The organism is Acidovorax sp. PRC11 (genome assembly GCF_031844105.1).
Taxonomy (GTDB): domain Bacteria; phylum Pseudomonadota; class Gammaproteobacteria; order Burkholderiales; family Burkholderiaceae_C; genus Paracidovorax.
Genome location: NZ_JAUZUQ010000016.1, coordinates 22,595 through 49,036 on the forward strand (window position 1 = coordinate 22,595; position 26,442 = coordinate 49,036).

Consider the following 26,442-nt stretch of genomic DNA (forward strand, 5'->3'; position numbering starts at 1 on the left):
TGTAGAGGTCGGCCGCGCCGCCGGAGCGCCGCGCCCGCCGGGGGCACTCTTTCGTCTCTTCTTCCGATCCGATACGCAAGGGCGGCACAGGCCCTGCCGCCTTTCAAAACCCGTGGACCACCCACAACGGCCGTGCCGCAGGCGCCGAGCGCTCCACCGCTCCACCGCTCCACCGGCCGGGCGGAGCGGAGCGCGATGCCTCAGTCGCGGCACAGGCTCTCGATGTCGCCCGACACCGGCACGCGGCCCTGCGCGAGCAGGCTGCGGTGCTTGTCGATGCGCTTCAGGTCGTAGAGGTAGTTCACCATGAGGCCGAACGATTGCTTCTGCCCCTTGGGCGAAGGGTCTCCCGCCCAGTTGAGCCGCTCCACGCGCGCGCCGTTGCCGAGGTGGAATCGCGCCACCGCATCCACGGGGCGGCCGTCCTGCAGCTCGCGCCCCAGGTAGCGCGCCGCGCAGTGCAGCACCCACTGCCGCAGCGGCGACTTCACGGGCAGCTCCAGCGCCTTCTCGGCCGCGGCGATCACCTGCGCGGCCTGCGGTGCCTCCGCGCCGATCGCACGGCCCAGTTCGGCGCGGCGCTTGTCGTCCATGGCTTCGAGCATGCCCGCGCAGTGCTTGCCGAACCATGCGCGGAAACCCGGAATCGGCGAGAGCGTGGCGAACGTGCGCAGCCGCGGGAACTCGGCCGACAGCGTCTCCACCACGTTCTTGATGAGCGAGTCGCCGAAGCTCACGCCGCGCAGTCCCGTCTGCGTGTTGCTGATCGAATAGAAGATCGCCGTGTTGGCGCGCGCGATGTCCACCGCCGCGCCGTCCTCGTCGAGCAGCGGCGTGATGCTGTCCGAGATCTCGTTCACCAGCGCCACCTCCACGAAGATGAGCGGCTCGTTCGGCAGGCGCGGATGGAAGAAGCCGTAGCAGCGGCGGTCGCTGCCCACCCGGTTCTTCAGGTCCGCCCAGCTGCGGATGTCGTGCACCGCCTCGTACTTGATGAGCTTCTCCAGCAGCGACGCGGGCGAGTCCCACGACAGCCGCTGCAGCTGCAGGAACGCCACGTCGAACCAGGTCGAGAACAGCTGCTCCAGCTCCGCATTCAGCGGCAGCAGCCGCTTGTCGCCCTTGAGCTGGGGCAGCAGTTCGGCGCGCAGATCGACGAGAAAGCGCATGCCCTGCGGGAACACCGCGAAGCGCTGCAGCAGCCGCGTGCGCGGCGACACCAGCGCGCGGCGCAGGTGCACCTCCGCATGGGCCTCGTCCTCGGTGCCGGCGGCGGCCTCGTAGCGCTTCTGCGCCGTCCTGAAGCGCGTGGCGTCCGGCGCGAACTGCTCGCACATCAGCAGCCACATGTCGCGGCGCTCTTCCGGCTTGGCCTCCGCATACCAGGCGGCCACCGCCTCGGCCTGCCGGCCGCCTTCCACTTCGCTCGACTGCGGCGCCGCGACCGCCTGCAGGTCGGCCAGCAGCCGGCGCAGCGCGCGCGGGGACAGCGCCTCGTTCGCGCGACGCAGCGTGGCGGCCATGCGCTCGGACGTGGAACGCGGCGGCGGCGCCTTGGACGGCGCGGGTGCCGGGGCGGCCTCCGCGGGCGGGCGGCCGCCCCCTTCGGTGCCCGCGGCATCGAGATCGGCGAGCGGGGCTTCGGTGCGCAGGCGGGAGACGCTGCGCGTGATCCATTCGGAGGCGGCATTCATGGTGCGATCCTGGAGTGGTGGTGGCGGGCGATGTCGCGCAGCGCCACGCGCTGTGCGAGAAGATGGTCGCGCATGGCCTGCTCGGCGGCCTCGGCATCGCCGCGGCGCAGCGCCGCGAACACCGCCAGGTGCTCGGCGAGGCTCTGCTGCAGCCGGCCGGGCGCATGCAGTTGCTGCAGCCGCGCGAGGCGCAGGATCTTGCGCAGATCGCCGATCACCTGGGCCAGCCAGCGGTTGTCGGCGAGCACGATGATGGCTTCGTGGATGGCGTGGTTGGCGGCGTAGTACTCGGCGATGCGCCCGGCCGCCGCATGCGCCTGCAGCCGCTCGTGCAGCACATCCAGCGCGGCCACGTCGGCCATGCCGGCACGCACCGTGGCCTCGTGCGCGGCGCGGCCCTCCAGCAACGCGATCACGGGGAAGATCTCGTCGAGGTCGCGCTCCGTCACCTCGGCCACGAAGCAGCCGCGCCGCGGCTCGTGGCGCAGCAGCCCCTCGGCCGTGAGCACCTTGAGCGCTTCGCGCAGCGGCGTGCGCGAGATGGCGAGCCGCTCGCACAGCGCCGTCTCATCGAGGAAGGCACCGGGCGCGAACTCCCCCGCGAAGATCTGCTCGCGCAGGCGTTCCGCGACGTTGTCGTGCAGGGAGGCGGTCGGTAGGCGCATGACACGAATGCCCGGGAAGGCCTTTCAATGAGCCGAAGAGCGGCGGGATGCCATGGAAGCCAGCGACCAAGCCAGCGGCGCCCTCGCCGTAATTTCTCATAATTATGAACAGGTGGAGGCGGACATCCACGTAGGATTTCCACCCGGATCCAGTGCGTTGCCTGCGCGGAACAGCCGTGCCGCGCTGGAACCCTCAGTGCGCCGCCGCCACGCGCTGCGGCTGGCGCCGCGCCCACGTCCACAGCAGCACCCCCGCCACGATCATCGGCACGCAGAGCCACTGCCCCATGCTCATGCCGAGCGACAGGATGCCCAGGAACGCATCCGGCTCGCGGAAATACTCGGCGATGAAGCGGAAGGTGCCGTAGCCCACGAGGAAGGCCGCAGCCACCTCGCCCTGCCGGCGCTCGCGCCGCGCATACAGCCACAGCAGCACGAAGAGCAACAGGCCCTCCAGCAGGAACTGGTACACCTGCGACGGATGGCGCGGCAGCATCGAGCCGCTCTGCGGGAACACCATGCCCCAGGGCAGCGACGGATCGCAGAACCGGCCCCAGAGTTCGCCATTGATGAAGTTGCCCACGCGCCCGGCCGCGAGGCCGGTCGGCACGCAGGGCGCCACGAAATCCGCCACCTGCAGCCAGGGCCGGTGGCGCGAGCGCGCGAACCACACCATCGACAGGATGACGCCCAGCAGCCCGCCATGGAAGCTCATGCCGCCCTGCCAGATGTAGAAGATCTCCAGCGGGTGGCCGAGGTAGTAGCCCGGCTTGTAGAAGAGGCAGTAGCCCAGCCGCCCGCCCACCACCACGCCCAGCACGCCGAGGAAGAGGATGTCCTCCACGTCCTTGCGCGTCCATGCCTGCGCGCCGGTCATCGACGCATAGGGCTCGTGCCGCAGCCGGCGCATGCCCAGGAACATGAAGAGGCCGAACGCGGCGAGGTAGGTCAGGCCGTACCAGTGGATGGCGAGCGGCCCGATCTGCAGGGCGATGGGATCGATGTGCGGGTACATGAGCATGGTGGCCGGTATTGTGCCCGCCGCGTCCGGGGGCGGCGGGCTCCGGGCGGCGGCAACCGCAGCCCGCGCATGGTCGAGCCGGAAATGGAATCCGGCGAAAGGACCCGCGAATCCGCCCGCGCACAAGAAATAATTGATAACAATTCTCATTGTTTTCCGCATTCAGTAAACCAGGCCGGCTGGCGCCTCGGCGCGCCGGACGGGAATGCGCACGCCCGCCGCACCGCATCGCGCGATGCCGCCGGCCCGGCGCATCCCCGATCGCCCGGGTCCCGGCTTCCTGGCCTCCCCGCTCTTTTCTGCTTTCCTGCCCGCACCATGACCGCTCCGCGCCGCCCCTCCCGCCACGCCTCCTCCCGCCACGCACCCCGTTTCACCCCCACACCGCTCGCCCTCGTGCTGCGCGGCTGCCTCGGCGCGGGCCTCGCCGTCGCCGCCGCCGGTGCGGCCGCGCAAGCCACCAGCCGCACGGCGCTGGACGAGGTGGTGGTCTCCGAACAGGCCGAGGCCATCGGCGGGCTGCAGAAGACCTACTCGGGCGGCCAGTTCGCGCGCGGCGGCAGCCTGGGCATCCTCGGCACGACCGACCTCATGAACGTGCCGTTCAGCACCACCAACTACACCTCGGAACTGATCCAGAACCAGCAGGCGCTGAGCGTCGCGGACGTGGTGATGAACGACGCCTCGGTGCGCACGCTCACCTCGCGCGGCGGTTTCGGCGACGACTTCCAGATCCGCGGCTTCACCGTCTCCAACAGCGACATCAGCATGAACGGCCTGTTCGGCCTGGCGCCCTCCACGCGCGTGCCGCTCGAGATGATCGAACGCGTGGAAGTGCTCAAGGGCCCGGGCGCGCTCGCCAACGGCGTCGGTCCCAATGGCAGCATCGGCGGCAGCATCAACGTGGTCACCAAGCGCGCCTCCGACATTCCGCTCACGCGCGTCACCGGCACCTACATGGGCAAAGCGCAGTTCGGCACGCACATCGACGTGGGCCGCCGCTTCGGCGAGGACAACCAGTGGGGCGTGCGCGTCAACGGCCTCGTGCGCGGCGGCGAAGGCAACATCGACGGCGGCAGGCAGAACCTCAACCTCGGCTCCATCGGCCTCGACTATGCCGGGGCGCGCACGCGCTGGTCGCTCGACGCCTTCGCCACGCGCGGCGAGACGAAGGAGTTCCGGCCGCAGACCAACTTCGCCGGCACGGCGACCGCGGTGCCGGCCGTGCCCGACGCGCGCCTCAACTTCTACCCCGGCACGAAGCTGCAGGACAACGTGAAGACCGTGATGTCGCGCCTGGAGCACGACCTCAGCGACAGCACCACGGTGTACGGCAGCGTGGGCTACATGGATCTGGACTACGAGCAGACCTTCCCGAGCGGCCGCCCGAACGCCGCGGGCGCCTTCAACGTCTCCAACGCCTACTACGACCAGTACACCAAATCCAAGGCCGCCGACGCCGGCCTGCGCACCCGCTTCGCCACGGGCGACGTGAAGCACACGCTGGCCGTGGGCGTGAACTACCTCGACCAGGAGACCGGCTACTTCTACGCCACCTCGGCCACGACGAACCCCTCGAGCCTGTACGACCCGGCGCCCCTGCCCCCGATGACCGTCGCCCGCGGCGCGCCGGGCAAGAGCTCGGTCACGAAGCAGCACAGCATCGCCGTGGCCGACACGATGTCGTTCGCGAACGACCGCTTCCTGGTCACGCTCGGCCTGCGCGACCAGAGCATGGAGCAGGACAACTTCAACCCGGCGAGCGGTGCCGCCACCAGCCACTACAAGAAAAGCGCCGTCACGCCGCTCGCCGGCCTGGTGTTCAAGCCCGCGAAGAACATCTCGGTCTATACCAACTACACCGCCGGCCTCACGCGCGGCGCCACGGCCGGCGTGGACACCGCCAACGCGGGCGAAACCTTCGCGCCGCAGAAATCCAAGCAGCACGAAGTGGGCGTGAAGGTGGACTGGGGCCGCATCACCACCCAGGCCGCCATCTACCAGATCAAGCGGCCCAGCGCCTTCACCGACCCGGTGACGAACATCTACAGCTTCGGCGGCGAACAGCGCAACCGCGGCCTGGAGCTGACGGCCTACGGCGAAGTGCAGCGCGGCCTGCGGCTGATGGCCAGTGCCGCCTTCAACGACGCCCAGCTCACGCGCACCGCGGGCGGCGTCAACCAGGGCAACGACGCCGCGGGCGTGCCCGACCGCACCTTCAACCTCGGCCTCGACTGGGACACGCCCTGGGTGCCGGGCCTGAGCCTGAACGGCCGCGTGATCCACACCTCGTCCGTGTACGCCGACGCCGCCAACCGCCTGCGCGTGGGCAACTGGACGCGCCTGGACATCGGCGCCCGCTACGCCACCAGGGTGGCCAACAAGCCGGTGGTTTTCCGCGCGAGCCTGGAGAACGCGTTCGACAAGAACTACTGGGTGGTCAGCAACTACGTGACGGTGGGCGCGCCGCGCACGCTGATGCTGTCGGCGGCGGTGGATTTCTGAAGTCCCTCCAACGCGAACGCTTCTGATCCCCGTGCGCATGCATACCATGGCGCCGGGGACTTTCACGACAAATGTCCCTGCCCGCGCGATACTCCGCAGCTGAAAAAAGCAAAATCAGGAACAGCACATGCAGGGCAACCCACAGGTCATCGACTACTTCAAGGATCTGCTGCGCGGCGAACTCGCCGCGCGCGATCAGTACTTCATCCACTCGCGGATCTATGAGGACCAGGGCTTCCTGAAGCTCTACGAGCGCATCCACCACGAGATGGAGGAAGAGACACAGCACGCCGACGCGCTGCTGCGCCGCATCCTGTTCCTCGGTGGCCTGCCCGACATGCGCCCCCGCGAGTTCACGCCCGGCACCACGGTGCCCGAGATGCTGCGCAAGGACCTGCAGACCGAGTACGAGGTGCGCGCCGCGCTGCAGGCCGGCGTGTTCCTGTGCGAAGGCGCGCGCGACTACGTGAGCCGCGACATCCTGCTCGCGCAGCTCAAGGACACGGAAGAGGACCACGCCTACTGGCTCGAAAAGCAGCTCGGCCTGATCGAGCGCGTGGGCCTGCAGAACTACCTGCAGTCGCAGACCGCTTCGGGCACGCCCTGATTCCGGCAGCGCCCGCCGCGCGCCGCCCATGGAAAAAAGCCGCACCGGCGACGGTGCGGCTTTTCTTTTGCTCCCGCGGGAAGCGGTCAGTCGTCCAGCAGCGACAGGTCGCGCACGGCGCCCTTGTCGGCCGACATCACGAGCTTGGCATAGGCCTTGAGCGCGGCCGACACCTTGCGCGGGCGCGGTTTCGCGGGCTTCCAGCCACGGGCGTCCTGCTCGGCGCGGCGGCGGGCCAGTTCTTCGTCGCTCAGCAGCACGTCGATCGTGCGGTTCGGGATGTCGATGCGGATGCGGTCACCGTTCCGCACGAGGCCGATCGCGCCGCCGGCCGCCGCCTCGGGCGAGCAGTGGCCGATCGACAGGCCCGAGGTGCCGCCCGAGAAACGCCCGTCGGTCAGCAGCGCGCAGGCCTTGCCCAGGCCCTTGGACTTGATGTAGCTGGTCGGGTAGAGCATTTCCTGCATGCCGGGGCCGCCCTTGGGGCCTTCGTAGCGCACGATCACCACGTCGCCGGCCTGCACCTTGCCCGCCAGGATGTTCTCCACCGCCTCGTCCTGCGATTCGGTGACGTGGGCGGAACCTTCGAACACGTGGATGGATTCGTCCACGCCCGCCGTCTTGACCACGCAGCCGTCCAGCGCGATGTTGCCGGTCAGCACCGCCAGGCCGCCTTCCTTGCTGAAGGCGTGTTCATAGGAGCGGATGCAGCCCTCGGCGCGGTCCAGGTCCAGGCTGGGCCAGCGCGTGTTCTGGCTGAACGCCACCTGCGTGGGGATGCCGGCGGGGCCCGCCATGTAGAAATGGCGCACGGCCTCGTCCTGCGTGACCGCGATGTCCCACTGCTGCAGCGCTTCGCCGAGCGTTTTCGCGTGCACCGTGGGCGCGTCGGTGTGCAGCTTGCCGGCACGCGCCAGCTCGCCCAGGATGGCCATGATGCCGCCCGCGCGGTGCACGTCTTCGATGTGGTACTTGTTGGTGTTGGGTGCCACCTTGCACAGTTGCGGCACGGAACGCGAGAGGCGGTCGATGTCGGCCATGGTGAAGTCGATCTCCGCTTCGCGGGCGATGGCCAGCAGGTGCAGGATGGTGTTGGTGGAGCCGCCCATGGCGATGTCCAGCGTCATCGCGTTCTCGAAGGCGTCGAAGCCCACCGAGCGCGGCAGGATGCGTTCGTTCTCCTGCTCGTAGTACTCCTTGGCCAGCTCGACGATGCGGCGGCCGGCGCGCTTGAAGAGCTGTTCGCGGTCGGCGTGCGTAGCCACCACGGTGCCGTTGCCGGGCAGCGACAGGCCCAGCGCTTCGGTCAGGCAGTTCATCGAATTGGCGGTGAACATGCCCGAGCAGGAGCCGCAGGTCGGGCAGGCGGAGCGCTCCACCTCGGCCACGTCGGCGTCGGAGTACTTGTCGTCGGCGGCGATCACCATCGCGTCCACCAGGTCGAGCTTCTTGAACTCGATCGTCTTGGTGACCGGGTTGGCCAGGCGCGTCTTGCCGGCCTCCATCGGGCCGCCGGAGACGAACACCACGGGAATGTTCAGGCGCATGGCGGCCATCAGCATGCCGGGCGTGATCTTGTCGCAGTTCGAAATGCAGACCATCGCGTCGGCGCAGTGCGCGTTCACCATGTACTCGACCGAGTCCGCGATGATGTCGCGGCTGGGCAGCGAATACAGCATGCCGTCGTGGCCCATGGCGATGCCGTCGTCGACCGCGATGGTGTTGAATTCCTTGGCGACGCCGCCGGCCGCCTCGATCTCGCGCGCGACGAGCTGTCCCAGGTCCTTCAGGTGCACGTGGCCCGGCACGAACTGGGTGAACGAATTGACCACCGCGATGATCGGCTTGCTGAAGTCGTCGTCCTTCATGCCGGTGGCGCGCCACAGGGAGCGGGCACCGGCCATGTTGCGTCCGGCGGTGGAGGTCTTGGAACGGTATGCGGGCATCGTGGGTCGGGAGAAAGCGGTTGGAGGGCTCGGTCGCTCGCGCGCGGGCGACACCGAATTATCCTCCACCGCCCTTCCCTGCCGGGCTGCAGGCCCTGGCCGGGCCGCCCGGGCGCGGCACCCCCGCGCCGGCTTGCCCGCTATTTGCGGCGCGGTCGCACGCCCATGGCTTCCTTGTTGCGGTCGATGCGGTCGCGCTTGCGCCGGTCGATCTTCTCGATGGCGCGGCGCTTGGTGTAGCCGGTGGCGTCCGCCCAGGCCCACCAGGCGGCGGTGACGGCGAAGGGCGACAGCACCCACCACCAGCTCCACGTGGCGACGGGCCCGACCTCCAGGTACTTGAGCAGCACCAGCAGGATTCCGAGAGCCAGGGTATACATGATGGTGCCACCTCCAGGACGGGGCGGTGGCGGCCAGAACGGGTCTCCGGAAAAGAACCCTCCGGCCCGTCCTGTCAACCCCGGCCACTACAATTTCATTGAGCCGCATACTAACCCACCGAAAGTCACCCGATGAAGCGCACGCTCCCCCTCCTCCTGCTGGCCTTCTCCGCCGCCGCGCCCGCCCTGGCCGACCAGGCGCTGGCCACGGCCAAGAACTGCATGGCCTGCCATGCCGTGGACAAGAAGCTGGTGGGCCCCGCCTACAAGGACGTGGCGGCCAAGTACGCCGGCCAGAAGGACGCCGTCGACAAGCTGGCCGTGAAGATCATGAAGGGCGGCTCGGGCGTGTGGGGCCCGGTGCCCATGCCGGCCAACTCCCAGGTCAACGAGGCCGAGGCGAAGAAACTGGCGGCGTGGGTGCTTTCGCTCAAGTAATTTGTCTCGCCTGGCACGAAAAAAGCCGCCCTTCCGGGCGGCTTTTGCTTGGCCGTCGTGCAGCCGCGGGGGCGTGGGCGGAAACCCCCGGTCCGCTCACAGCACCGGATCGCGGCGCATGCGCATCTGGTCTTCCAGCTGGCCCACATAGGCTGCCGTGGCGTTGTCGGACTCCTGGGCCCGCGCGGCGAAGTGCGATTCCAGCGCATCGATGCGCGCGAGCAGCGCGGCCTGCCCCTGCTGGTGTTGCGATTCCAGATAGGTGCGCAGCTCGGTGAAGCGCGACAACTCGGCACGGTCGGCCAGTTCACGCTGGGCCTGCATTTCCTTGACGTGGCGGCGCGTCTCCAGCAGCACGGAGCCCTGCAGCGACAGCACGTAGGCGATGAAGAAGACGCCCAGCAGCGCCGTGAGCCCCAGCATCAGCAGGCCGAGCGGCGCCTGGAACGAGGTGAAGCCCAGCGAGATCGCCGAGGGCGTCGCCAGGGTGGTCCAGTTGAGCGCGGCGAGCACGGCGATGGCCGCGACGACGAGCAGGATGACGATGGATCGGAAGGCCATGGTTATTCTCCGGGAAAGGTATCGGGCGCCGCACTGCGCCTGCAAGAGCGCGGCGGCGTTGCCACCCGGTTGTAACCCGGCCATGGTGCTCCCGGTGAGGCGGGAGGGATGAAACAGATTCCGTCCTACAGGATCCGGCAGCGCGCTGCGATGCCGGGCGCGGCCCTGGTAGGTGCACGCCGCCAGCAGGGGTAGGACGGACTTTATGACCAGTGAACCCGTCCCATGCTGCGCCTCAAAGGAGAGGGTTCTGCCGTCACCCACATCGCCTTCGGCGATATGAGTGCCGTCAAACCCCGCGAGCGCTGTGCGCGGGCCATCTGCGATGGCCCTCCCGGATCAGTTGGCTTGCGCCAACTGGTCCAGGATCGCGGGGTTTTCCAAGGTGCTCGTATCCTGCGTGATGGCCTCGCCCTTCGCGATGGAGCGCAGCAGGCGGCGCATGATCTTGCCGCTGCGGGTCTTGGGCAGGTTGTCGCCGAAGCGGATGTCCTTCGGTTTCGCGATCGGGCCGATCTCCTTGGCCACCCAGTCGCGCAGTTCCTTGGCGATGGCCTTGGCCTCGTCGCCCGTGGGGCGCGGGCGCTTGAGCACCACGAAGGCGCAGATGGCCTCGCCGGTCAGGTCGTCGGGGCGGCCCACCACCGCGGCTTCGGCCACGAGGTCGGTCTTGGAGACGAGGGCCGATTCGATTTCCATCGTGCCCATGCGGTGGCCCGAGACGTTCAGCACGTCGTCGATGCGGCCGGTGATGCGGAAGTAGCCGCGGTCGGCGCTGCGCACCGCGCCGTCGCCCGCCAGGTAGTAGCCCTTGAGCTCTTCGGGGAAGTAGCTCTTCTTGAAGCGCTCCGGGTCGTTCCAGATGGTGCGGATCATGCTCGGCCAGGGGCGCTTGATGACCAGGATGCCGCCCGTGCCGTTGGCGATGTCGTTGCCGGACTCATCGACGATGGCGGCGGTGATGCCCGGCAGCGGCAGCGTGCAGGAGCCCGGCACCAGCGGCGTGGCGCCCGGCAGCGGGGTGATGACGTGGCCGCCGGTCTCGGTCTGCCAGAAGGTGTCCACGATGGGGCAGCGCTCGCCGCCCACGTTCCTGTGGTACCACATCCAGGCTTCGGGGTTGATGGGCTCGCCCACGCTGCCCAGGATGCGCAGGCTCGACAGGTCGGAGCTGGACGGATGCACCGCCTTGTCGGCCTCGGCCGCCTTGATGAGCGAGCGGATCGCCGTGGGCGCGGTGTAGAAGATCGACACCTTGTGGCGCTCGATCATCTGCCAGAAGCGGCCGGCGTTCGGGTAGGTGGGCACGCCCTCGAACACCACCTGCGTGGCACCCGCGGCGAGCGGGCCGTAGGCCACGTAGGTGTGGCCGGTGATCCAGCCGATGTCGGCCGTGCACCAGAAGACGTCTTGGGGCTTCAGGTCGAAGGTCCAGTCCATGGTCAGCTTGGCCCACAGCAGGTAGCCGCCGGTGGAGTGCTGCACGCCCTTGGGCTTGCCCGTGGAGCCGCTGGTGTAGAGGATGAACAGCGGGTGTTCGGCGCCGACCGGCTCCGGCGCGCACTCGGCGCTCTGGCCGGCCAGGGCGTCTTCGAAGGTTTTGTCGCGGCCCGCCACCATGTTGCAGGCCGTGGCCGTGCGCTGGAAGACGAGGATGCTGCGGATGGTGTCGCAGCCGCCCATGGCCAGGGCCTCGTCCACGATGGCCTTGAGCGGCAGTTCCTTGCCGCCGCGCATCTGGTAGTTGGCGGTGACCACGGCCACCGCGCCGGCGTCGATGATGCGCTCCTGCAGCGCCTTGGCCGAGAAGCCGCCGAACACCACGCTGTGCGTGGCGCCGATGCGCGCGCAGGCCTGCATCGCGACCACGCCCTCGATGGTCATGGGCATGTAGATGAGCACGCGGTCGCCCTTCTTCACGCCCTCGGCCTTGAGCGCGTTGGCGAAGCGGGCCACGCGCTCCAGCAGTTCCCTGTACGTCACCTTCGTCACGGCGCCGTCGTCGGCCTCGAAGATGATCGCGGTCTTGTTCTCGACCGGCGTGCCGATGTGGCGGTCCAGGCAGTTGGCGCTGGCGTTCAGCTCGCCGTCGGCGAACCACTGGAAGAAGGGCGCGTTGGATTCATCGAGCGTGCGGGTGAACGGCTTGGTCCACTGCACGTTCTCGCGCGCCAGGCGCGCCCAGAAGCCCTCGAAGTCCCGCTCGGCCTCGGCGCACAGGGCCTCGTAGCCGGCCATGCCGGACACGCGGGCGGCTTGCTCGCAGGCCGCGGGCGGGGGGAACACGCGGTTTTCCACCAGCACGGATTCGATCGTGGACGTTGACGCACTCATTTGCTTGTGTCTCCAGGGAGTCGTTGGAACGGGTTTTCGGCGGTACTGTGGGCGGGCGCACTTACAGGCCACTGACGCATGCCGCCAGCGCGCGCCACGCAGGGCCCGGCCTGCCGCCGGCACGGCCTCCATGCTACTCCCGGCACCGGCGTGCCGGCCCGCTCCCGCCGCGCAGCAGCCCCACGGCGCGGCAGCTCTACGGCAGGCCCTAGAATCCCGCCGCGATCCTCCCGCCCTCCGGGTTTCCATCCATCCCCTTCCCCACCGATATGGCCTTCCCCAAAGACTCCGTCCCGCGCCCGCAGGGGCCTGCCCTGAGCCCGCTCGCTTCGCTCATCTTCGCGAGCCGCTGGCTGCAGCTGCCCCTGTACCTGGGGCTCATCGTCGCCCAGGGGGTGTACGTCTGGCACTTCCTGGTGGAACTCTGGCACCTGGTGGAGGCCGCCTTCGGGCACCAGCCGGCGCTGCAGGCGCTGGTGACCAGCATCGGCTACAAGCCGGGCGTGGAAATCGTCGCGCTCAACGAGACGGTAATCATGCTGGTGGTGCTGGCGCTCATCGACGTGGTGATGATCTCCAACCTGCTCATCATGGTGATCGTCGGCGGCTACGAAACCTTCGTGAGCCGGCTCAACCTGCACACCCATCCCGACCAGCCGGAGTGGCTGGGCCATGTGAACGCGTCGGTGCTGAAGGTGAAGCTGGGCCTGTCGATCATCGGCATCAGCTCGATCCACCTGCTCAAGACCTTCATCAATGCGGCCAACTACGACACCAAGGTGCTGATGTGGCAGACCATCATCCACGTGGCGTTCCTGGCCAGCGCCATCGCGATCGCCTACACGGACCGGCTGCTGCACGTCTCGCACGAGAAGCATTGACCACCGCTGCGCGGGCCGCACCCCGGCGCCACGGTCGCGCCCGCGCTTAACACATCCGTAAAACCCGGTGTTTTGACTCAAAAACACCAAATGCTTACACTTTAGCGGTGTTTTACAACCTGCAGCGCAGGTAATCCGGCTCCGCCCCGCGTGCGTTTTTTGATACGCCGCCGTTCCGCGGATTTGGATCATCCCGCCGGCACCGCCGCAGCCCAGGCTGCCGCTGCCGGCGCCTCGGCCGGTTCCCGGCCCTGATGCCCCACGGGGCACCGGCGGAGTCCTCGCAGCCCGACCTCTCCGCCGCGCGCCCCTCGCCCTTGCGCACCGCCTTCGCGTGCCATGCGGGCCAAACCCGGGCCGGTTCCTCCGCCCCCCTTCCTTCCGGCAACGCCGGTGCATGCCCTTCGGGCGCACCGCGCGGGGCCGCCGCATCAGGTCTTCGCCGCGGACCGGCCCGTGCCCGGGTGCGCCCTGTCCATCAGGGCGCCCCCCGGGCGTGTTCGTTCAACCCGTTCCAACCGAGGGAGGACCCACGACGTGGCCAAGCAAATCACCATCGACCATGTATTCAAGGTATTCGGCGACGCGCCGGAAGATGCGCTCGCGCTCGTGCGCCAGGGCTGCAGCAAGCAGGAGATCCTGGCGCGCACCGGCCAGTCCATCGGCGTCTTCGACGCCACCTTCACCATCGAGGCCGGCGAAATCTTCGTCGTGATGGGGCTCTCGGGGTCCGGCAAGTCGACGCTGGTGCGCATGCTCAACCGCCTGATCGAGCCCACCGCCGGCCGCATCCTGGTCGAGGGCACCGACATCAACGGCCTGTCGGACCGCGCGCTGCGCGCGCTGCGCCGCAAGGACATCAGCATGGTGTTCCAGTCGTTCGCGCTGATGCCGCACATGACGGTGCTCGACAACACCGCCTTCGGCCTGGAGCTGGCCGGCGTGGACCGCGCCGAGCGCCAGCGGCAGGCCGCCGCCGCGCTGGAGCAGGTGGGCCTGGCCGGCTGGGGGCAGAGCTATCCCGACGAGCTCTCCGGCGGCATGCAGCAGCGCGTGGGCCTGGCGCGCGCGCTCGCATCCGATCCGTCCATCCTGCTGATGGACGAGGCGTTCTCGGCGCTGGACCCGATCATCCGCACCGAGATGCAGAGCGAGCTGCTGCGGCTGCAGCAGATCCGCCGGCGCACCATCGTCTTCATCTCGCACGATCTGGACGAGGCGATGCGCATCGGCGACCGCATCGCGATCATGAAGGACGGCCACGTGGTGCAGGTGGGCACGCCCGACGACATCCTGCGCAACCCGGCGAACGACTACGTGCGCAGCTTCGTGCGCGGCGTGGACGCGGCGGCCGTGTTCAAGGCCGGCGACATCGCGCGCAAGCGGCTGACCGTGGTGCGCGAGCACACCGACCGCGGCTGCCGCCCCGCGCTGCAGCTGATCGAAGGGCACGACGACAACTTCGCGTACGTGGTCACGCCCTCGCAGCGCTACCTGGGCACCGTGTCGGCCGATTCGCTGCGCGCCGCGCTGCATGGCCATTCGGGCCCGCTCGGGCTGCAGCACGCTTTCATTCCGGAGGTGGGCACGGTGCCGGCCGACGCGCCCGTGGCCGACCTGTTCGGCCAGGTCGCCCAGGCGCCCTGCGCGCTGCCCGTGGTCGAGGCCGACGGCCGCTTCCGGGGCGTGGTCAGCAAGACGGCGCTGCTGCGCTTCCTGGACCGCGACACGCCGCCGGTGCCTCCCAGCGCGCCGGCCGCCGCGCTCGCCACTGCCACGGCCACAGCCACAGCCCCCGCCGAATCCGACACCGCCAGGAGCCTCGCATGAACGCCACCGCCACGCATTCCCTTCCCGCCGCCGCCACCGCAGCCGGCAGCGGCCTCCATGCCCACACCACGCAGGCGACCCAGATCGCGCAGGCCGGCCCGGTGCCCGCGCCGGCACCCGACGCCAACCCCTGGGCCGCCGCGGGCGAGGGCCCCGCCGAGGTGGCTTCCGCGGTCGCGCCGCAGCCGCCCGCGGCCGATGCGCCGTCCGCCGACCTCTCGGCCGACCCCTGGGCCGCGACCTCGGCCGCCGGAGCCGATGCCGATGCCGGAGGCGGCGCGGACTGGCTGAACGCGGCCCCCGACGCGGCATCCGGTGCCCCGGCTTCGTCCTCGCTGCCCCACGATGCGCTGGCCGGCGCGGCCGATCCGTCGCAGGCGGCCGGAGGTCTGCACCTGTCGCAGCTCTGGGACGGATCGCTTCCCGTGGAGCACTGGATCAACCAGGGCCTGACCTGGACGGTTCAGCACTTCCGTCCCGCATTCCAGGCCGTGCGCGCGCCGGTGGACGCCACGCTCGGCGGCGTGCATGCGCTGCTTACCGGCCTGCCCACGCTGGGCATGGTCGCCGTGGTGGGCCTGCTGGCATGGCAGTTCGCGGGGCGCGCGCTGGCGCTGGGGGCGGTGGTCTCGCTGCTGCTGGTGGCGATGCTCGGCATCTGGCAGGAAGCGATGGTGACGCTGTCGCTGGTGCTCACCTCGCTGGCCTTCTGCCTGGTGCTCGGGCTGCCGCTGGGCATCCTGCTGGCCAGCAGCGACCGTGCGCAGCGCCTGCTGCGGCCGGCGCTCGACGCGATGCAGACCACGCCCGCGTTCGTCTACCTGGTGCCCGTGGTGATGCTGTTCGGCATCGGCAACGTGCCCGGCGTGGTGGTGACCATCGTGTTCGCGCTGCCGCCGCTGGTGCGCCTCACCAACCTGGGGCTGCGGCAGGTGCGGCCCGATCTGGTGGAAGCGGCCCGGGCCTATGGGGCCTCGCCGCTGCAGATGCTCTGGAAGGTGCAGTTGCCGCTCGCGCTGCCCTCTATCATGGCCGGCGTGAACCAGGCACTGATGCTGTCGCTGTCGATGGTGGTGATCGCCTCGATGATCGCCGTGGGCGGCCTGGGCCAGATGGTGCTGCGCGGCATCGGCCGGCTCGACATGGGGCTGGCCACCGTGGGCGGCCTGGGCATCGTGCTGCTCGCGATCACGCTGGACCGCATCACGCAGGCGCTGGGCCAGCCCCAACGCGGATCGCGCCACTGGTGGCAGACGGGCCCGGTGGGCCTGGTGGGGGCCGCGCTGCGGCGCCGCACGCCCGCCGCATCCGTCCAGCCCGGTGCGGCCGCCCCCTCCGCCGCGCAGGACGCGCCGCCCCTCGCAGGTGCCGCCCGCTGAAGCCCGCACACCCGTTTGCACTCCAGGAGAAACCGATGCCTTCCCTCTTCCGATCCTTCGGGCACCGCACCCGCCGCACCGCCGCCGCCGCCGCCTGCATCCTGGCGGGCGCGCTGTCGCTGGCCCCCGCCCTGGCCGCGCCTGCCGCCGGGGATGCCGCCGCCCTGCCCGGCAAGGGCGTGCAGGTGCAGCCGCTGCAGAGCTCCAACGCCGAGGAGACCTTCCAGACGCTGCTCGTCTCGCGCGCGCTGCAGCAGCTCGGCTACGAGACGCAGCCCATCAAGGAAATCGAGTACGCCACGGCCCACGTGGCGATCGCCAACGGCGACGCGACTTTCATGGCCGATCACTGGGATCCGCTGCACGCCGACTTCTACAAGAACGCCGGCGGCGACGCGAAGCTCTGGCGCAAGGGCGCCTACTCGCCCAATGCGGTGCAGGGCTACCTGATCGACCGCAAGACCGCCGAGCAGTACCGGATCACGCACATCGACCAGTTGAAGGACCCGAAGATCGCCGCGCTGTTCGACGCCAACGGCGACGGCCGCGCCGACCTCACGGGCTGCAACCCGGGCTGGGGCTGCGAAGGCGTGATCGATCACCAATTGAAGGATTTCGGGCTCTCGCGCACGGTGACGCACGTGCAGGGCAGCTACGCGGCACTGATGGCGGACACGATCGCGCGCTACAGGCAGGGCAAGCCCATCCTCTACTACACCTGGACGCCCTATTGGGTGAGCGGCGTGCTGCGCCCCGGCCGGGACGTGGTGTGGCTGCAGGTGCCCCGCTCCTCGCTGCCCGGCGAGCAGGCCGGCATCGACACGAAGCTGCCGGACGGCAAGAACTACGGCTTCATCCCGAACGTGCAGCAGATCGTCGCGAACAGGGCCTTCGCCGACCGGAACCCGGCGGCGGCGAAGCTCTTCGAAGTGATGGAGCTGCCCGTGGCCGACATCAATGCGCAGAACCTCGCGATGCGCAACGGCCAGGCCCGGCAGGCCGACATCGAGCGCCATGTGGACGGCTGGATCCGCGCGCACCAGGCCGCGTTCGACGGCTGGATCCGGCAGGCCCGCGAAGCCGCTGCGCGTTAGGGGGCCACACGCCCGGTACGGCCCCACGGCCCCGCCCTTCCGCCCGCGGCGTGGGGCCCTGTCAGGCGCTCTCGCCGCCCGTCTGGAACACGCGCGAGAAATCGCAGCAGGCCTGGGCGAGCATGACGATCGAGGCCACCAGCGCGCTGCGGTGGCCGCCCTTGTGCAGCGCCACGTAGGGCACCGGCGGCAGCGCGGGCTCGACCTGCAGCACTTCGAGCATGCCGGCCTCGACCAGCGGCGCCAGGCAATCCCGCGGCAGGTAGGCCACGCCCAGGCCGGAGACGGCGAGCCCCGTCAGCGCGACGAGGTTGCTCACCACGATCGAGTCGGCGGGCTCCACGCCGCGCTCCGCCATCCATGCGTCGTAGATGCGCCCCGTGCCGGAATTGCTGCCCTGCACCAGCATGCGGTGCCGCGCGAGTTCGTGCAGGCGCACCGGCCCACGCCCGGGGGCGCGCACCAGGCCGGGCTTGCCCATCCACGCGCTGTCCACGCGGCCCACGCGGGTGGCGACGAGGCGCGCGTCGTCGAACGCGTCGGGCAGGATCGCCAGGTCCACTTCGTCGGCCAGGAGCTTGTCGCGCAGCGGCAGGCTGCCGTCCACGTCGGGCTCCAGGATCACCTTCGGGTAGTGCGCGCGCACCTGCGCCACGAGCCGCGGCAGCCACGTCATCGCGGTGAGTTCTGTCACGCCCAGGCGCAGCCGCCGCTCGACCACGCCGGGCTTGCCGAACTGCTCTACGGCCGCGTCGCGCTGATCGAGCAGCTTGCGCGCGATGACGAACATCTCCTCGCCCTTTTCCGTCAGCCGCGCCGTGCGCAGGCTGCGGTCGAACAACGGCGTGTCGAAAAGCTGCTCCAGCTCCTGGATGCGCTTGGACACGGCCGACTGGGTGGTGTGCAGCTTGTGGGCTGCCGGCCCGAAGCCGCCGAGCTGCACGATCCAGTAGAGCGCTTCAAGCTGCTTGAAAGTCATCATGGGGAAGGCCTCTTCACGGCGGAATGCGTGCGGGGGTGCGCAGGCTCTCGGAGCGCCGCATTCAACATCGATTTTTCTCATGCGATTCGAGCACAAAAAATCGCTTTTTTCCAATCATCGCGGCTTTCAGAATGCATCCAGCCCAGGCACCGCCCGGCCCCGTGACCCCAGGAGACCCCGATGACCATCCGCCGACCGATCCTTTCCGCCCTGCCCGCGCTGTGCGCCGCCTTCGCGGCCCTGCTGGCGGCCGCCCCCGCCTCCGCCCAGGAGATCGACACGCTGCGCAAGATCCAGGAGAGCGGCACCATCGTGATCGGCAACCGCGACAGCTCCATTCCGTTCTCGTACAAGCCGACGGGCAGCGGCGAGCCGGTGGGCTTCTCCAACGACATCTGCCTGAAGATCGTGGATGCGGTGAAGGCCAGGCTGGGCCTGCCCGCGCTGCGCGTGCAGTACATGCTGCTCAACTCCACCAACCGCATTCCGCTGATGCAGAACGGCACGGTGGACCTCGACTGCGCCACCACCACGAACTCGGTGGCCCGCCAGCAGCAGGTGGCGTTCGCGCCCAGCCATTTCGTGACCAACATCACCGTCGCGGTGAAGAAGGACTCCGGCATCCAGTCGCTCGCCGACCTGGGCGGCAAGACGGTGGCCACCGTGGCCGGAAGCACCTCGATGCAGCTGCTGCGCGGCCTGCGCCGCTCCGAGAAGATGGACGTGCAGGAGGTCTCCGGCAAGGACACGGCCGACGCGTTCCTGCTGCTGGCCAACGGCCGGGCGCAGGCCTACGTGCTCGACGACGTGCAGCTCGCCGGCCTGATCGCCACCGCCCCCAATCCGGGCGACTACCGCATCCTCAAGGACGTGGTGCTGCGCCAGGAACCCTACGGGATCATGCTGCGCAAGAACGATCCGGCCTTCCAGGCCGTGGTGGACCAGGCCGTCACCCAGCTCATGCAATCGGGCGAAATGGAAAAGCTCTATGCGCGCTGGTTCACGCAGCCGATCCCGCCGAGCAACGTGAACCTCAATTTCCCGATGACCGACGCGGTGCGCGAGGCCTACCGCAACCCCAACAACAAGGGCGTGCAATGAGCGCGGCCCACATCCATGGCGCGGGTGCCGCCTACCCGCAGGGCCTGCTGTTCCCGCCCGCGCTGATGGCCGAGGTGCGCGGGCGCTTCCTGCACGTGGACCGCGACCACCATGGCCGCGAGCGGCTTTACTTCGACAACGCGGGCGGCTCGCTGCGCCTGCGCGCCGCGGTGGAGCGCTTCGCCCAGGTGGATGCGGTGCCCGACAACACCGAGCGCATCCACGACACGGCGCGCGAGCTGCAGGACGTACAGGCCCGCGGCGCGGACGACCTGCGCATGCTGCTCAACGCCCGCGGCGGCAGCGTGTACGCCGCGCTCACCGCCTCCGGCGCGATGTTCGACATGGTGCGAGCCGTGGCCGAGAACGTGCCGGGCACCAACATGGTCACCACCGTGCTGGAGCACCCGTCCGCCTACGACGCCATGGAACGCTACGCCCGCCAGACCGGGCGCGAATTGCGCGTGGCGCCGAGCAATCCCGCCACCGGCGGGGTGGACGTGGAGGCGATCGCGCGGCTCATCGACGACGGCACCTGCGTGCTGAACGTGATCCATGCCTCCAACATCTCGGGCGCCAAGCTCGATCTGCCCGCCATCGTGCGCGCCGCGCGCGCCATCCGGCCCGACCTGTACATCCTGGTGGACGCCGTGCAGCACGCGCCGCACGGCCTGATCGATCTGCAGGCCGCGCCGGTGGACGGCATCAACATCGCGCCCTACAAGTTCTTCGGCTGCCGCGGCTCGGGCTTCGCCTGGCTGTCCGACCGGGCGGCCGCGCTGCCGCACCACAAGCTTTCCGGAAAGCCCGCGGGCTACTGGGACCTGGGCAGCACCTCGCCCTGGCAGTTCGCGGTGATGACCGAGATCGTGGACTACGTGTGCTGGATCGGCACCCATTCCCAGGGCGGCGGGGTGGCCGCCGATGCGCCGCGGCGCGAACGCTTCGCGGCCGGCATCGAGAGCATCGAGCTGCACGAGCGGGCCCTGCTGCGGCGCCTGCTCGCGGGCGGCGGCGACGGCGGCCCCAAGGGGCTGCGGGCGCAGCCGGGCGTGCAGGTGTTCCTCGACCACGACGACCTCGTGCGGCGCGACCTCATCATCGCCATCGGCTTCGACCACCTGGAATGCACCGATGCCGTGCGCGAATACGCGCAGCGCGGCATCACCGTGTACGAGCGCAGCACCGCGAGCATCTATTCGCGCCGCATGCTCGATTCGTTCGGCATCGCGGGCGCGGTACGCGTGTCGCCGCTGCACTGCCACACCCCGGCCGACGTGGACCGCTTCCTGGCCGCCACGCAGGACATCGCACGGGCGCATGCGAGGGCCCCGGAGGTGGCGGCGCCCTAGCGGCGGCGCTCGGCAGGGCGCAATTTTTCTCCCGGATTGGCCTGCACAGTCGGGCTTTTCGCCACTTTCCAGGAGAACCCATGGCCCTGCCGCCCGACTTCCACGACCTGCCTGCCACCGCATCCGTTCCGGCGGCCACCGCCCGCCGCCGCAGTCGCACGGCGGCCGCACCGTCGGCGTGCGAATTGCCGCTGGCAGCCTTCGCCGTGGCGGCGCTTCTCTACGCGGGCATGGCCACCGCCCAACCCGCTGCCGGGGAAGGCCACCGGCCGCCCCCTCCCCCGCCCGAGGCGTACACGGCCTGCACGGGCCAGACGGAAGGCGCGTCCGTCACGCTCACCATGCCGGACGGCAAGACACTGCCGGGCACTTGCCGCACAATGGCCGGTTCCCTCGTGGCCCAGCCCGCGGGCGGCCCGCCGGGCGCCGGCGGCCCCCCGCCCGCCCGCTGACACACCGCCGCTCCGCCCCGTTCGCCGATGCCCCGCCTCACCCTGCAAAGCAAAGCCTTCATCGCGCTCAGCATCCTGCTGGCCGTGCTGCTGGCGCTCTTCATGGGATTTTCCCGGCTGGGCCTGCAGCGGGGCCTGGGCCCCTACATCGCGGAAATCGAACTGGGCCGGCTGGACTGGCTCGCGGTACGGCTGGAGCGCGCCTACGTGCTGCACGGCGGCTGGGACACGCTGCGCACCCAGCCCGAACTCTGGCGGCAGATGCACAAGCCCGGCGAGCTGCCCCGGGCGACCTTCGGCCCGACGCCTCCCCAAAAACGCGACGGGCCGGGCACGGGGACCGGCAGCGGCGCATCCGCGGCGCAGCGGGGTACGGGCAGCGCGTCCTCCATGTGCAGCAGCGATCCCGCGGCCTCCGGCGACGGCGGCCTGCCGCCCTCCGCGGGTGCGCCCGCCGGCGAGGGCGCCGCGGCGGGCCGGCCACCGGGGGCCCAGCCACCGCCCGACCCGTCGGGCCATGCGCTCTCGATGCGGCTGGGCCTGATCGACGGCCAGCGCAACGTCGTCGCGGGCATGGAGCCGCAGCCCGGCTCCGCCCGGCGCGTGCTGCGCGGCCCGCGCGGCGAGGCCATCGGCCAGCTCGTGCTGCTGCCGCCGCTGGACGTGGAAACCGATGCGGACCAGGCCTTCCTGCGCCAGCAACTGGTGTTCGTGGCCTGGACGGGCGCCGCCGGCCTGGTGCTCGCCCTGGGGCTGTCCTGGTGGCTGGCGCGGCGCTGGCTCGCCCCGGTGGGCGCGCTGGTGAACGGAGCCCGCCAGGTGGCGGCTGGCCGGCTGGACACGCGCGTGCCGGTGGATGGCGACGACGAACTGGCCCACCTGGCATCCACCTTCAACGACATGGCCGAACAGCTCGCCGGCATGGAGGCCTCGCGCCGCCAGTGGATTGGCGACGTGGCGCACGAGCTGCGCACCCCGCTGGCCGCGATGCGCGCCGAGATCGAGGCCGTGCAGGACGGCATCCGGCCGTTCGACGGCAGCACCGCGCTGCGCCTGCACCGGCAGGTGATGCGGCTGATCCAGCTGGTCGGCGACCTGCGCGCCAGCCTGGATGCCGCCGGCGAGGCCACGCCCGCGGCCCTGGTGCCCGTGCGCCCGCTTCCGCTGCTGACCGAGGCGGTCGCCTCGATGCAGGCCCGGTTCGACAACGCCGCCATCGCGCTCGACACTTCGGCGCTCGACGCCTGGGCCGCCGACCCCGCTCAGAGCGCGGACGCGCTGGTGCGGGGCGATGCGGCCCAGCTGCACCGCGTGTACCTCAACCTGCTGGAGAACAGCCTGCGCTACACCGAGGCCGGCGGCCGGCTGTGCATCGCGGCGCGCATCGAGCGCTCCTCCGGCGAGGGCGGCGCGCGGCTCGTGCTGCAATGGGACGACACCGCGCCCGGCGTGCCCGCCCACGAACTGCCGCGCGTGTTCGACCGCCTCTACCGCGCCGAAGCCTCCCGCACGCGGGCCGCGGGCGACACCGGCGGATCGGGCCTGGGCCTCGCGATCTGCCGGGCCATCGTGCAGGCCCACGGCGGCCGGATCACCGCCGAGGCCTCGCCGCTCGGCGGCCTGCGCATCCTTCTCATCCTTCCCCTGCTGGAGACTCCCCGTCCATGAACGACGCTCCCCCACGCATCCTCGTGGTCGAAGACGAGCCCGATATCGCGGCCGTCGTGATCGACTACCTGCGCCACTCGGGCTTCGAGGCCGAACACGTGGCCGACGGCACCACCGCGCTGCAGCGGCTGTCCGGCCCGACGCCGCCCGACCTCACCCTGCTGGACATCATGCTGCCCGGCATGGACGGGCTCGACGTGCTGCGCCAGGCCCGCCGCCATACCGACCGGCCCGTCATCCTGGTCACCGCGCGCGTGGAGGAGGTCGACCGCCTGATCGGCCTGGAGCTGGGCGCGGACGACTACATCTGCAAGCCCTTCTCCCCGCGCGAGGTGGTGGCCCGCGTGCGCACGGTGCTGCGCCGCACCGCCGCCGGCGACGCCAGCGCCGCCGCGGCGCAGGACCCGCTCCTGGTGCTCGACGAGGCGTTCTGGCAGGTCATGCTGCGCGGCACGCCGGTGGCCCTCACGCCGCGCGAATTCCGGCTGCTGCAGGCGCTGGCGAGCCAGCGCGGCCGCATCTTCTCGCGCGCCCAGCTGCTCGACATGGCGTACGACGACACGCTCGACGTGAACGAACGCGCGATCGACAGCCACATCAAGAACCTGCGCCGCAAGCTGCGCGCCGCGGACGGCAGCGACCACGAATGGATCCGCTCGGTGTACGGGGTCGGCTTTTCCTTCGAGCCTCCGGCGGACTGACGGCGCCGGGGCGCCTTTTTCCCACCGGCAGGCTCCGGTCCTTCCTACACACGGGCGGCGCGGATCGGGGTGTGATGTGCACAGTCCCGCACTCCAGCCTGCCATGTCCGTCCCTGCCGAATCCCTGCCCTCTTCCACGTCCCGGCCCCGTCCCGCGCGCCTGCCCGGCGGCCTGCGGTACGTGCAGCCCGACACGCTGCCCGGCCTCACCCGCGTGCTGCGCGGCAAGCACTTCAAGTTCCGCCGGCCCGACGGGCAGTGGGTGACCGACGAAGAGGAGATCGCCCGCATCCGCAAACTGGCGATCCCGCCGGCCTACACGAACGTCTGGATCTGCCCGCTGCCGGAAGGCCATCTGCAGGCGACCGGACTGGACGCGCGCGGCCGCCGCCAGTACCGCTACCACCCCGAGTGGCGCCTGCAGCGGGACGAGGCGAAGTTCGAGCGCATGCAGGCCTTCGGCCGCGCCCTGCCCCGCATCCGCGCGCGGGTGGCGCGCGACCTGAAGCCCCGCCGCGGCGAGCCCGCCCTCTCGCGCACCGTGGTGCTCGCCACGATAGTGCGGCTGCTGGACACCACGTTCATGCGCGTGGGGAACGAGGAATACGCCGCCGCCAACCGCTCCTACGGCCTCACCACGCTGCGCAACCGCCACGCCGGCGTGCGCGGCAGCCGGCTCACGCTGCGCTTTCGCGGCAAGAGCGGCGTGGAACAGCAGGCCACGCTGGAAGACCCGCGCGTGGCCCGCGTGGTGCGCCGCTGCCAGCAATTGCCGGGGCAGGAGCTGTTCCAGTACGAAGACGAGGACGGCACGCGGCACACGGTCGGCTCCAGCGACGTGAACGATTACCTGCACGAGATCGCCAACGGGCGCGGCAAGGGCCGTGAAGGTGATGGCGGCGATGGCGAGGGCATGCGCTTCACCGCCAAGGATTTCCGCACCTGGCACGGCACCGCCCAGGCGCTGGAGCTCACGCGCATCGCCTGCACCCAGCCGGAGGGCGCCCCCGTCTCCACCGCGAAGCACATCCTCGCCGAAGTGGCGCGCCAGCTCGGCAACACGCCGGCGGTCTGCAAGAAGTCGTACATCCACCCGGCCGTGCTGGAGCTGGGCTCGCGGCTCGCCTCGGACGCCGGGCCCGACATGCAGGCGGTCTGGGAGCGCATCGGCGAGCGCAGCACCGGCGCGGGCGGCCGCGGCCTCAGCGCGGTCGAGCGCCGGCTGATGGCCTTCCTCAAGGACACGGCGCGGGCGCGCAAGCGCACGCCCCGCAAGTCCTAGGCCGCGCGCGGCAGGGGCCTCAGCGCCCCACCATGTGGCCCGGCACCACCCACTGGTCGAACTGTTCGCCCGTGAGGTGGCCCGACGCCACGGCCGCTTCGCGCAGCGAGGTGCCTTCCTTGTGGGCCTTCTTGGCGATGAAGGCCGCCTTGTCGTAGCCGATGTGCGTGTTGAGCGCGGTCACCAGCATCAGCGACCGGTCCACCAGCTCGCGGATGCGCTCGCGGTTCGGCTCGATGCCCACGGCGCAGTGGTCGTTGAAGCTCACCATGCCGTCGGCCAGCAGGCGCACGCTCTGCAGGAAATTGTGGGCCACCATCGGGCGGAACACGTTCAGCTCGAAATTGCCCGAGGCGCCGCCGATGTTGATCGCCACGTCGTTGCCGAACACCTGGGCGGCCAGCATCGTCACCGCCTCGCTCTGCGTGGGGTTGACCTTGCCGGGCATGATCGAGGAGCCGGGCTCGTTCTCGGGAATGGTGAGTTCGCCGATGCCGCTGCGCGGGCCGCTCGCGAGCCAGCGCACGTCGTTGGCGATCTTCATCATGCTGGCGGCCAGCGTCTTCAGCGCGCCGTGCGCATGCACCAGGGCGTCGACGGAAGCCAGCGCCTCGAACTTGTTGGGCGCGGTGACGAAGGGCAGCCCGGTCAGCTCGGCCAGCTCCTTCGCCACGCCTTCCGCATAGCCCTTGGGCGCGTTCAGTCCGGTGCCCACGGCGGTGCCGCCCAGCGCCAGTTCGCACAGGTGCGGCAGCGCGTCGCGCACATGGCGCTCGCCGTGGCGCAGCTGCGCCACCCAGCCGGAGATCTCCTGGCCGAGCGTGAGCGGCGTGGCATCCTGCAGATGGGTGCGGCCGATCTTCACGATGCCGTCGAAATCCGCCGCCTTCTGCTCCAGCGTGGCGCGGAGCTTGCCGATCGCCGGCAGCAGCCGGTGCGTGAGCGATTCCACGGCCGCCACGTGCATGGCGGTCGGGAACACGTCGTTGCTCGACTGGCTGCGGTTCACGTCGTCGTTGGGATGCACGAGCCGGCCCTCGCCGCGCTCGCCGCCGAGGATTTCGCTCGCGCGGTTGGCGAGCACCTCGTTCATGTTCATGTTGGTCTGCGTGCCGGAGCCGGTCTGCCACACCACGAGCGGGAATTCGGTCGGGTGGCGTCCCGCGATCACCTCGTCGGCGGCGGCCACGATGGCCTCGGTCTTCTTCGCGTCCTGCAGGCCCAGGGCGTGGTTCACGCGGGCCGATGCGCGCTTGACCTGCGCGAGCGCACGCAGGATCTCCAGCGGCTGCCGCTCGCCGGAGATGTCGAAGTTCTGCAGCGAGCGCTGCGTCTGCGCGCCCCAGAGCTGGTGGGCGGGGACCTCGATGGGGCCGAAGGTATCGCGTTCCGTACGGGTGGTCATGTGGAATTCCGATGGATGGAGAAAAGCGCGCAGGTCCCGGTGCGGGCACCGGCAGCCGGCCTGCGGCGGCGTGCCCGCCAGCATACGCCAGCCGGAACGATTCTCATCCCGCGGCTCAGGGTAAACCCGCGCACCGACAGGGGAAGTAACGAATGGATACACTT

General features: G+C 70.2%; 22 protein-coding genes. 13 read left to right on the plus strand and 9 right to left on the minus strand.

Annotation, left to right across the window (positions count from 1 at the left end; genetic code table 11):
* Positions 1–200 precede the first annotated feature (200 nt).
* The 3 genes from Q9R47_RS17475 to lgt form a co-directional block, all read right to left on the minus strand.
* Entirely contained in the window at positions 201–1,694 is a 1,494-nt protein-coding gene (locus tag Q9R47_RS17475; protein WP_311234457.1) for a malonyl-CoA decarboxylase, read from the minus strand.
* A complete protein-coding gene (locus Q9R47_RS17480) occupies positions 1,691–2,359 on the minus strand; it encodes a GntR family transcriptional regulator (RefSeq protein ID WP_311234458.1) in 669 nt (222 codons plus the stop codon). The genes Q9R47_RS17475 and Q9R47_RS17480 overlap by 4 nt, the downstream gene beginning before the upstream one ends.
* A 193-nt stretch (positions 2,360–2,552) precedes the next feature.
* A complete protein-coding gene (gene lgt / locus Q9R47_RS17485; RefSeq protein ID WP_311234459.1) occupies positions 2,553–3,380 on the minus strand; it encodes a prolipoprotein diacylglyceryl transferase in 828 nt (275 codons plus the stop codon).
* 318 nt (positions 3,381–3,698) lie between these two features.
* Here lgt and Q9R47_RS17490 point away from each other — a divergent pair, with 318 nt between their 5' ends.
* Together Q9R47_RS17490 and bfr are read left to right on the plus strand one after the other, a co-directional pair.
* Entirely contained in the window at positions 3,699–5,885 is a 2,187-nt protein-coding gene (locus Q9R47_RS17490; RefSeq protein WP_311234460.1) for a TonB-dependent siderophore receptor, read from the plus strand.
* 127 nt (positions 5,886–6,012) lie between these two features.
* Complete coding sequence (bfr, locus tag Q9R47_RS17495; RefSeq protein WP_311234461.1) at positions 6,013–6,492, plus strand: bacterioferritin; 480 nt, start codon at positions 6,013–6,015, stop codon at positions 6,490–6,492.
* An 86-nt stretch (positions 6,493–6,578) separates the two neighbouring features.
* Here the strand turns inward: bfr and ilvD are convergent, their stop codons facing one another.
* Both ilvD and Q9R47_RS17505 read right to left on the minus strand, forming a co-directional pair.
* Positions 6,579–8,438: a dihydroxy-acid dehydratase gene (gene ilvD / locus Q9R47_RS17500; protein WP_311234462.1), complete on the minus strand. Its 1,860-nt coding sequence runs from the start codon at positions 8,436–8,438 to the stop codon at positions 6,579–6,581.
* 140 nt (positions 8,439–8,578) lie between these two features.
* Entirely contained in the window at positions 8,579–8,818 is a 240-nt protein-coding gene (locus Q9R47_RS17505; protein ID WP_159502648.1) for a TIGR04438 family Trp-rich protein, read from the minus strand.
* Between the two features lie 132 nt (positions 8,819–8,950).
* Between Q9R47_RS17505 and Q9R47_RS17510 the strand changes: the two genes are divergently transcribed.
* Positions 8,951–9,256 (plus strand): c-type cytochrome, encoded by a 306-nt coding sequence (locus Q9R47_RS17510; protein WP_311234463.1) that lies wholly within the window; start codon positions 8,951–8,953, stop codon positions 9,254–9,256.
* A 96-nt stretch (positions 9,257–9,352) separates the two neighbouring features.
* Here Q9R47_RS17510 and Q9R47_RS17515 read toward each other — a convergent pair whose 3' ends face one another.
* Positions 9,353–9,817: a LapA family protein gene (locus Q9R47_RS17515; protein ID WP_311234464.1), complete on the minus strand. Its 465-nt coding sequence runs from the start codon at positions 9,815–9,817 to the stop codon at positions 9,353–9,355.
* A 339-nt stretch (positions 9,818–10,156) separates the two neighbouring features.
* Positions 10,157–12,151, minus strand: coding sequence for an acetate--CoA ligase (gene acs / locus Q9R47_RS17520; protein WP_311234465.1), 1,995 nt, complete (start codon positions 12,149–12,151; stop codon positions 10,157–10,159).
* A gap of 269 nt (positions 12,152–12,420) precedes the next feature.
* Between acs and Q9R47_RS17525 the strand changes: the two genes are divergently transcribed.
* The 4 genes from Q9R47_RS17525 to proX all read left to right on the plus strand — a co-directional run bounded on the left by Q9R47_RS17525 (position 12,421) and on the right by proX (position 17,335).
* A complete protein-coding gene (locus Q9R47_RS17525; protein WP_311234466.1) occupies positions 12,421–13,032 on the plus strand; it encodes a TIGR00645 family protein in 612 nt (203 codons plus the stop codon).
* Positions 13,033–13,569: 537 nt separating this feature from the next.
* Positions 13,570–14,862, plus strand: a complete 1,293-nt coding sequence (gene proV, locus Q9R47_RS17530) for a glycine betaine/L-proline ABC transporter ATP-binding protein ProV (protein ID WP_311234467.1) — start codon at positions 13,570–13,572, stop codon at positions 14,860–14,862.
* Positions 14,859–16,241 (plus strand): glycine betaine/L-proline ABC transporter permease ProW, encoded by a 1,383-nt coding sequence (gene proW / locus Q9R47_RS17535; RefSeq protein ID WP_311234468.1) that lies wholly within the window; start codon positions 14,859–14,861, stop codon positions 16,239–16,241. The genes proV and proW overlap by 4 nt, the downstream gene beginning before the upstream one ends.
* A gap of 35 nt (positions 16,242–16,276) precedes the next feature.
* Positions 16,277–17,335, plus strand: a complete 1,059-nt coding sequence (proX, locus tag Q9R47_RS17540; protein WP_311234469.1) for a glycine betaine/L-proline ABC transporter substrate-binding protein ProX — start codon at positions 16,277–16,279, stop codon at positions 17,333–17,335.
* Positions 17,336–17,396: 61 nt separating this feature from the next.
* On the opposite strand, the gene Q9R47_RS17545 is transcribed toward proX, so the two are convergent.
* Positions 17,397–18,314, minus strand: a complete 918-nt coding sequence (locus Q9R47_RS17545; protein WP_311234527.1) for a LysR family transcriptional regulator — start codon at positions 18,312–18,314, stop codon at positions 17,397–17,399.
* Positions 18,315–18,497: 183 nt separating this feature from the next.
* On the opposite strand from Q9R47_RS17545, the gene Q9R47_RS17550 reads away from it, so the two are divergent.
* The 6 genes from Q9R47_RS17550 (at position 18,498) to Q9R47_RS17575 (ending at position 24,873) form a co-directional block, all read left to right on the plus strand.
* Positions 18,498–19,418 (plus strand): amino acid ABC transporter substrate-binding protein, encoded by a 921-nt coding sequence (locus tag Q9R47_RS17550; RefSeq protein ID WP_311234470.1) that lies wholly within the window; start codon positions 18,498–18,500, stop codon positions 19,416–19,418.
* Positions 19,415–20,770, plus strand: a complete 1,356-nt coding sequence (locus tag Q9R47_RS17555; protein WP_311234471.1) for an aminotransferase class V-fold PLP-dependent enzyme — start codon at positions 19,415–19,417, stop codon at positions 20,768–20,770. Before Q9R47_RS17550 ends, Q9R47_RS17555 begins: the two co-directional genes overlap by 4 nt.
* Positions 20,771–20,850: 80 nt before the next feature.
* Positions 20,851–21,222 carry a hypothetical protein gene (locus tag Q9R47_RS17560; RefSeq protein WP_311234472.1) on the plus strand — a complete coding sequence of 124 codons (372 nt, stop codon included), beginning with the start codon at positions 20,851–20,853 and terminating at the stop codon, positions 21,220–21,222.
* Between the two features lie 27 nt (positions 21,223–21,249).
* The gene (locus tag Q9R47_RS17565) at positions 21,250–22,890 is read left to right on the plus strand and encodes an ATP-binding protein (RefSeq protein ID WP_311234473.1); all 1,641 of its coding nucleotides are present in this window, start codon (positions 21,250–21,252) and stop codon (positions 22,888–22,890) included.
* Positions 22,887–23,591, plus strand: a complete 705-nt coding sequence (locus Q9R47_RS17570; RefSeq protein ID WP_311234474.1) for a response regulator — start codon at positions 22,887–22,889, stop codon at positions 23,589–23,591. The genes Q9R47_RS17565 and Q9R47_RS17570 overlap by 4 nt, the downstream gene beginning before the upstream one ends.
* Positions 23,592–23,694: 103 nt before the next feature.
* Positions 23,695–24,873, plus strand: a complete 1,179-nt coding sequence (locus tag Q9R47_RS17575; protein ID WP_311234475.1) for a DNA topoisomerase IB — start codon at positions 23,695–23,697, stop codon at positions 24,871–24,873.
* Positions 24,874–24,892: 19 nt separating this feature from the next.
* On the opposite strand, the gene fumC is transcribed toward Q9R47_RS17575, so the two are convergent.
* The gene (fumC, locus tag Q9R47_RS17580; RefSeq protein ID WP_311234476.1) at positions 24,893–26,278 is read right to left on the minus strand and encodes a class II fumarate hydratase; all 1,386 of its coding nucleotides are present in this window, start codon (positions 26,276–26,278) and stop codon (positions 24,893–24,895) included.
* Between the last annotated feature and the right edge of the window lie 164 nt (positions 26,279–26,442).

What these genes read in the sequence shown, in the direction of transcription:
- Q9R47_RS17475 (WP_311234457.1), bottom strand. Translation starts at nt 1,694, where the DNA reads ATGAATGCCGCCTCCGAATGGATCACGCGCAGCGTCTCCCGCCTGCGC.
- Q9R47_RS17480 (WP_311234458.1), bottom strand. Translation starts at nt 2,359, where the DNA reads ATGCGCCTACCGACCGCCTCCCTGCACGACAACGTCGCGGAACGCCTG.
- lgt (WP_311234459.1), bottom strand. Translation starts at nt 3,380, where the DNA reads ATGCTCATGTACCCGCACATCGATCCCATCGCCCTGCAGATCGGGCCG.
- Q9R47_RS17490 (WP_311234460.1), top strand. Translation starts at nt 3,699, where the DNA reads ATGACCGCTCCGCGCCGCCCCTCCCGCCACGCCTCCTCCCGCCACGCA.
- bfr (WP_311234461.1), top strand. Translation starts at nt 6,013, where the DNA reads ATGCAGGGCAACCCACAGGTCATCGACTACTTCAAGGATCTGCTGCGC.
- ilvD (WP_311234462.1), bottom strand. Translation starts at nt 8,438, where the DNA reads ATGCCCGCATACCGTTCCAAGACCTCCACCGCCGGACGCAACATGGCC.
- Q9R47_RS17505 (WP_159502648.1), bottom strand. Translation starts at nt 8,818, where the DNA reads ATGTATACCCTGGCTCTCGGAATCCTGCTGGTGCTGCTCAAGTACCTG.
- Q9R47_RS17510 (WP_311234463.1), top strand. Translation starts at nt 8,951, where the DNA reads ATGAAGCGCACGCTCCCCCTCCTCCTGCTGGCCTTCTCCGCCGCCGCG.
- Q9R47_RS17515 (WP_311234464.1), bottom strand. Translation starts at nt 9,817, where the DNA reads ATGGCCTTCCGATCCATCGTCATCCTGCTCGTCGTCGCGGCCATCGCC.
- acs (WP_311234465.1), bottom strand. Translation starts at nt 12,151, where the DNA reads ATGAGTGCGTCAACGTCCACGATCGAATCCGTGCTGGTGGAAAACCGC.
- Q9R47_RS17525 (WP_311234466.1), top strand. Translation starts at nt 12,421, where the DNA reads ATGGCCTTCCCCAAAGACTCCGTCCCGCGCCCGCAGGGGCCTGCCCTG.
- proW (WP_311234468.1), top strand. Translation starts at nt 14,859, where the DNA reads ATGAACGCCACCGCCACGCATTCCCTTCCCGCCGCCGCCACCGCAGCC.
- proX (WP_311234469.1), top strand. Translation starts at nt 16,277, where the DNA reads ATGCCTTCCCTCTTCCGATCCTTCGGGCACCGCACCCGCCGCACCGCC.
- Q9R47_RS17545 (WP_311234527.1), bottom strand. Translation starts at nt 18,314, where the DNA reads ATGACTTTCAAGCAGCTTGAAGCGCTCTACTGGATCGTGCAGCTCGGC.
- Q9R47_RS17550 (WP_311234470.1), top strand. Translation starts at nt 18,498, where the DNA reads ATGACCATCCGCCGACCGATCCTTTCCGCCCTGCCCGCGCTGTGCGCC.
- Q9R47_RS17555 (WP_311234471.1), top strand. Translation starts at nt 19,415, where the DNA reads ATGAGCGCGGCCCACATCCATGGCGCGGGTGCCGCCTACCCGCAGGGC.
- Q9R47_RS17560 (WP_311234472.1), top strand. Translation starts at nt 20,851, where the DNA reads ATGGCCCTGCCGCCCGACTTCCACGACCTGCCTGCCACCGCATCCGTT.
- Q9R47_RS17565 (WP_311234473.1), top strand. Translation starts at nt 21,250, where the DNA reads ATGCCCCGCCTCACCCTGCAAAGCAAAGCCTTCATCGCGCTCAGCATC.
- Q9R47_RS17570 (WP_311234474.1), top strand. Translation starts at nt 22,887, where the DNA reads ATGAACGACGCTCCCCCACGCATCCTCGTGGTCGAAGACGAGCCCGAT.
- Q9R47_RS17575 (WP_311234475.1), top strand. Translation starts at nt 23,695, where the DNA reads ATGTCCGTCCCTGCCGAATCCCTGCCCTCTTCCACGTCCCGGCCCCGT.
- fumC (WP_311234476.1), bottom strand. Translation starts at nt 26,278, where the DNA reads ATGACCACCCGTACGGAACGCGATACCTTCGGCCCCATCGAGGTCCCC.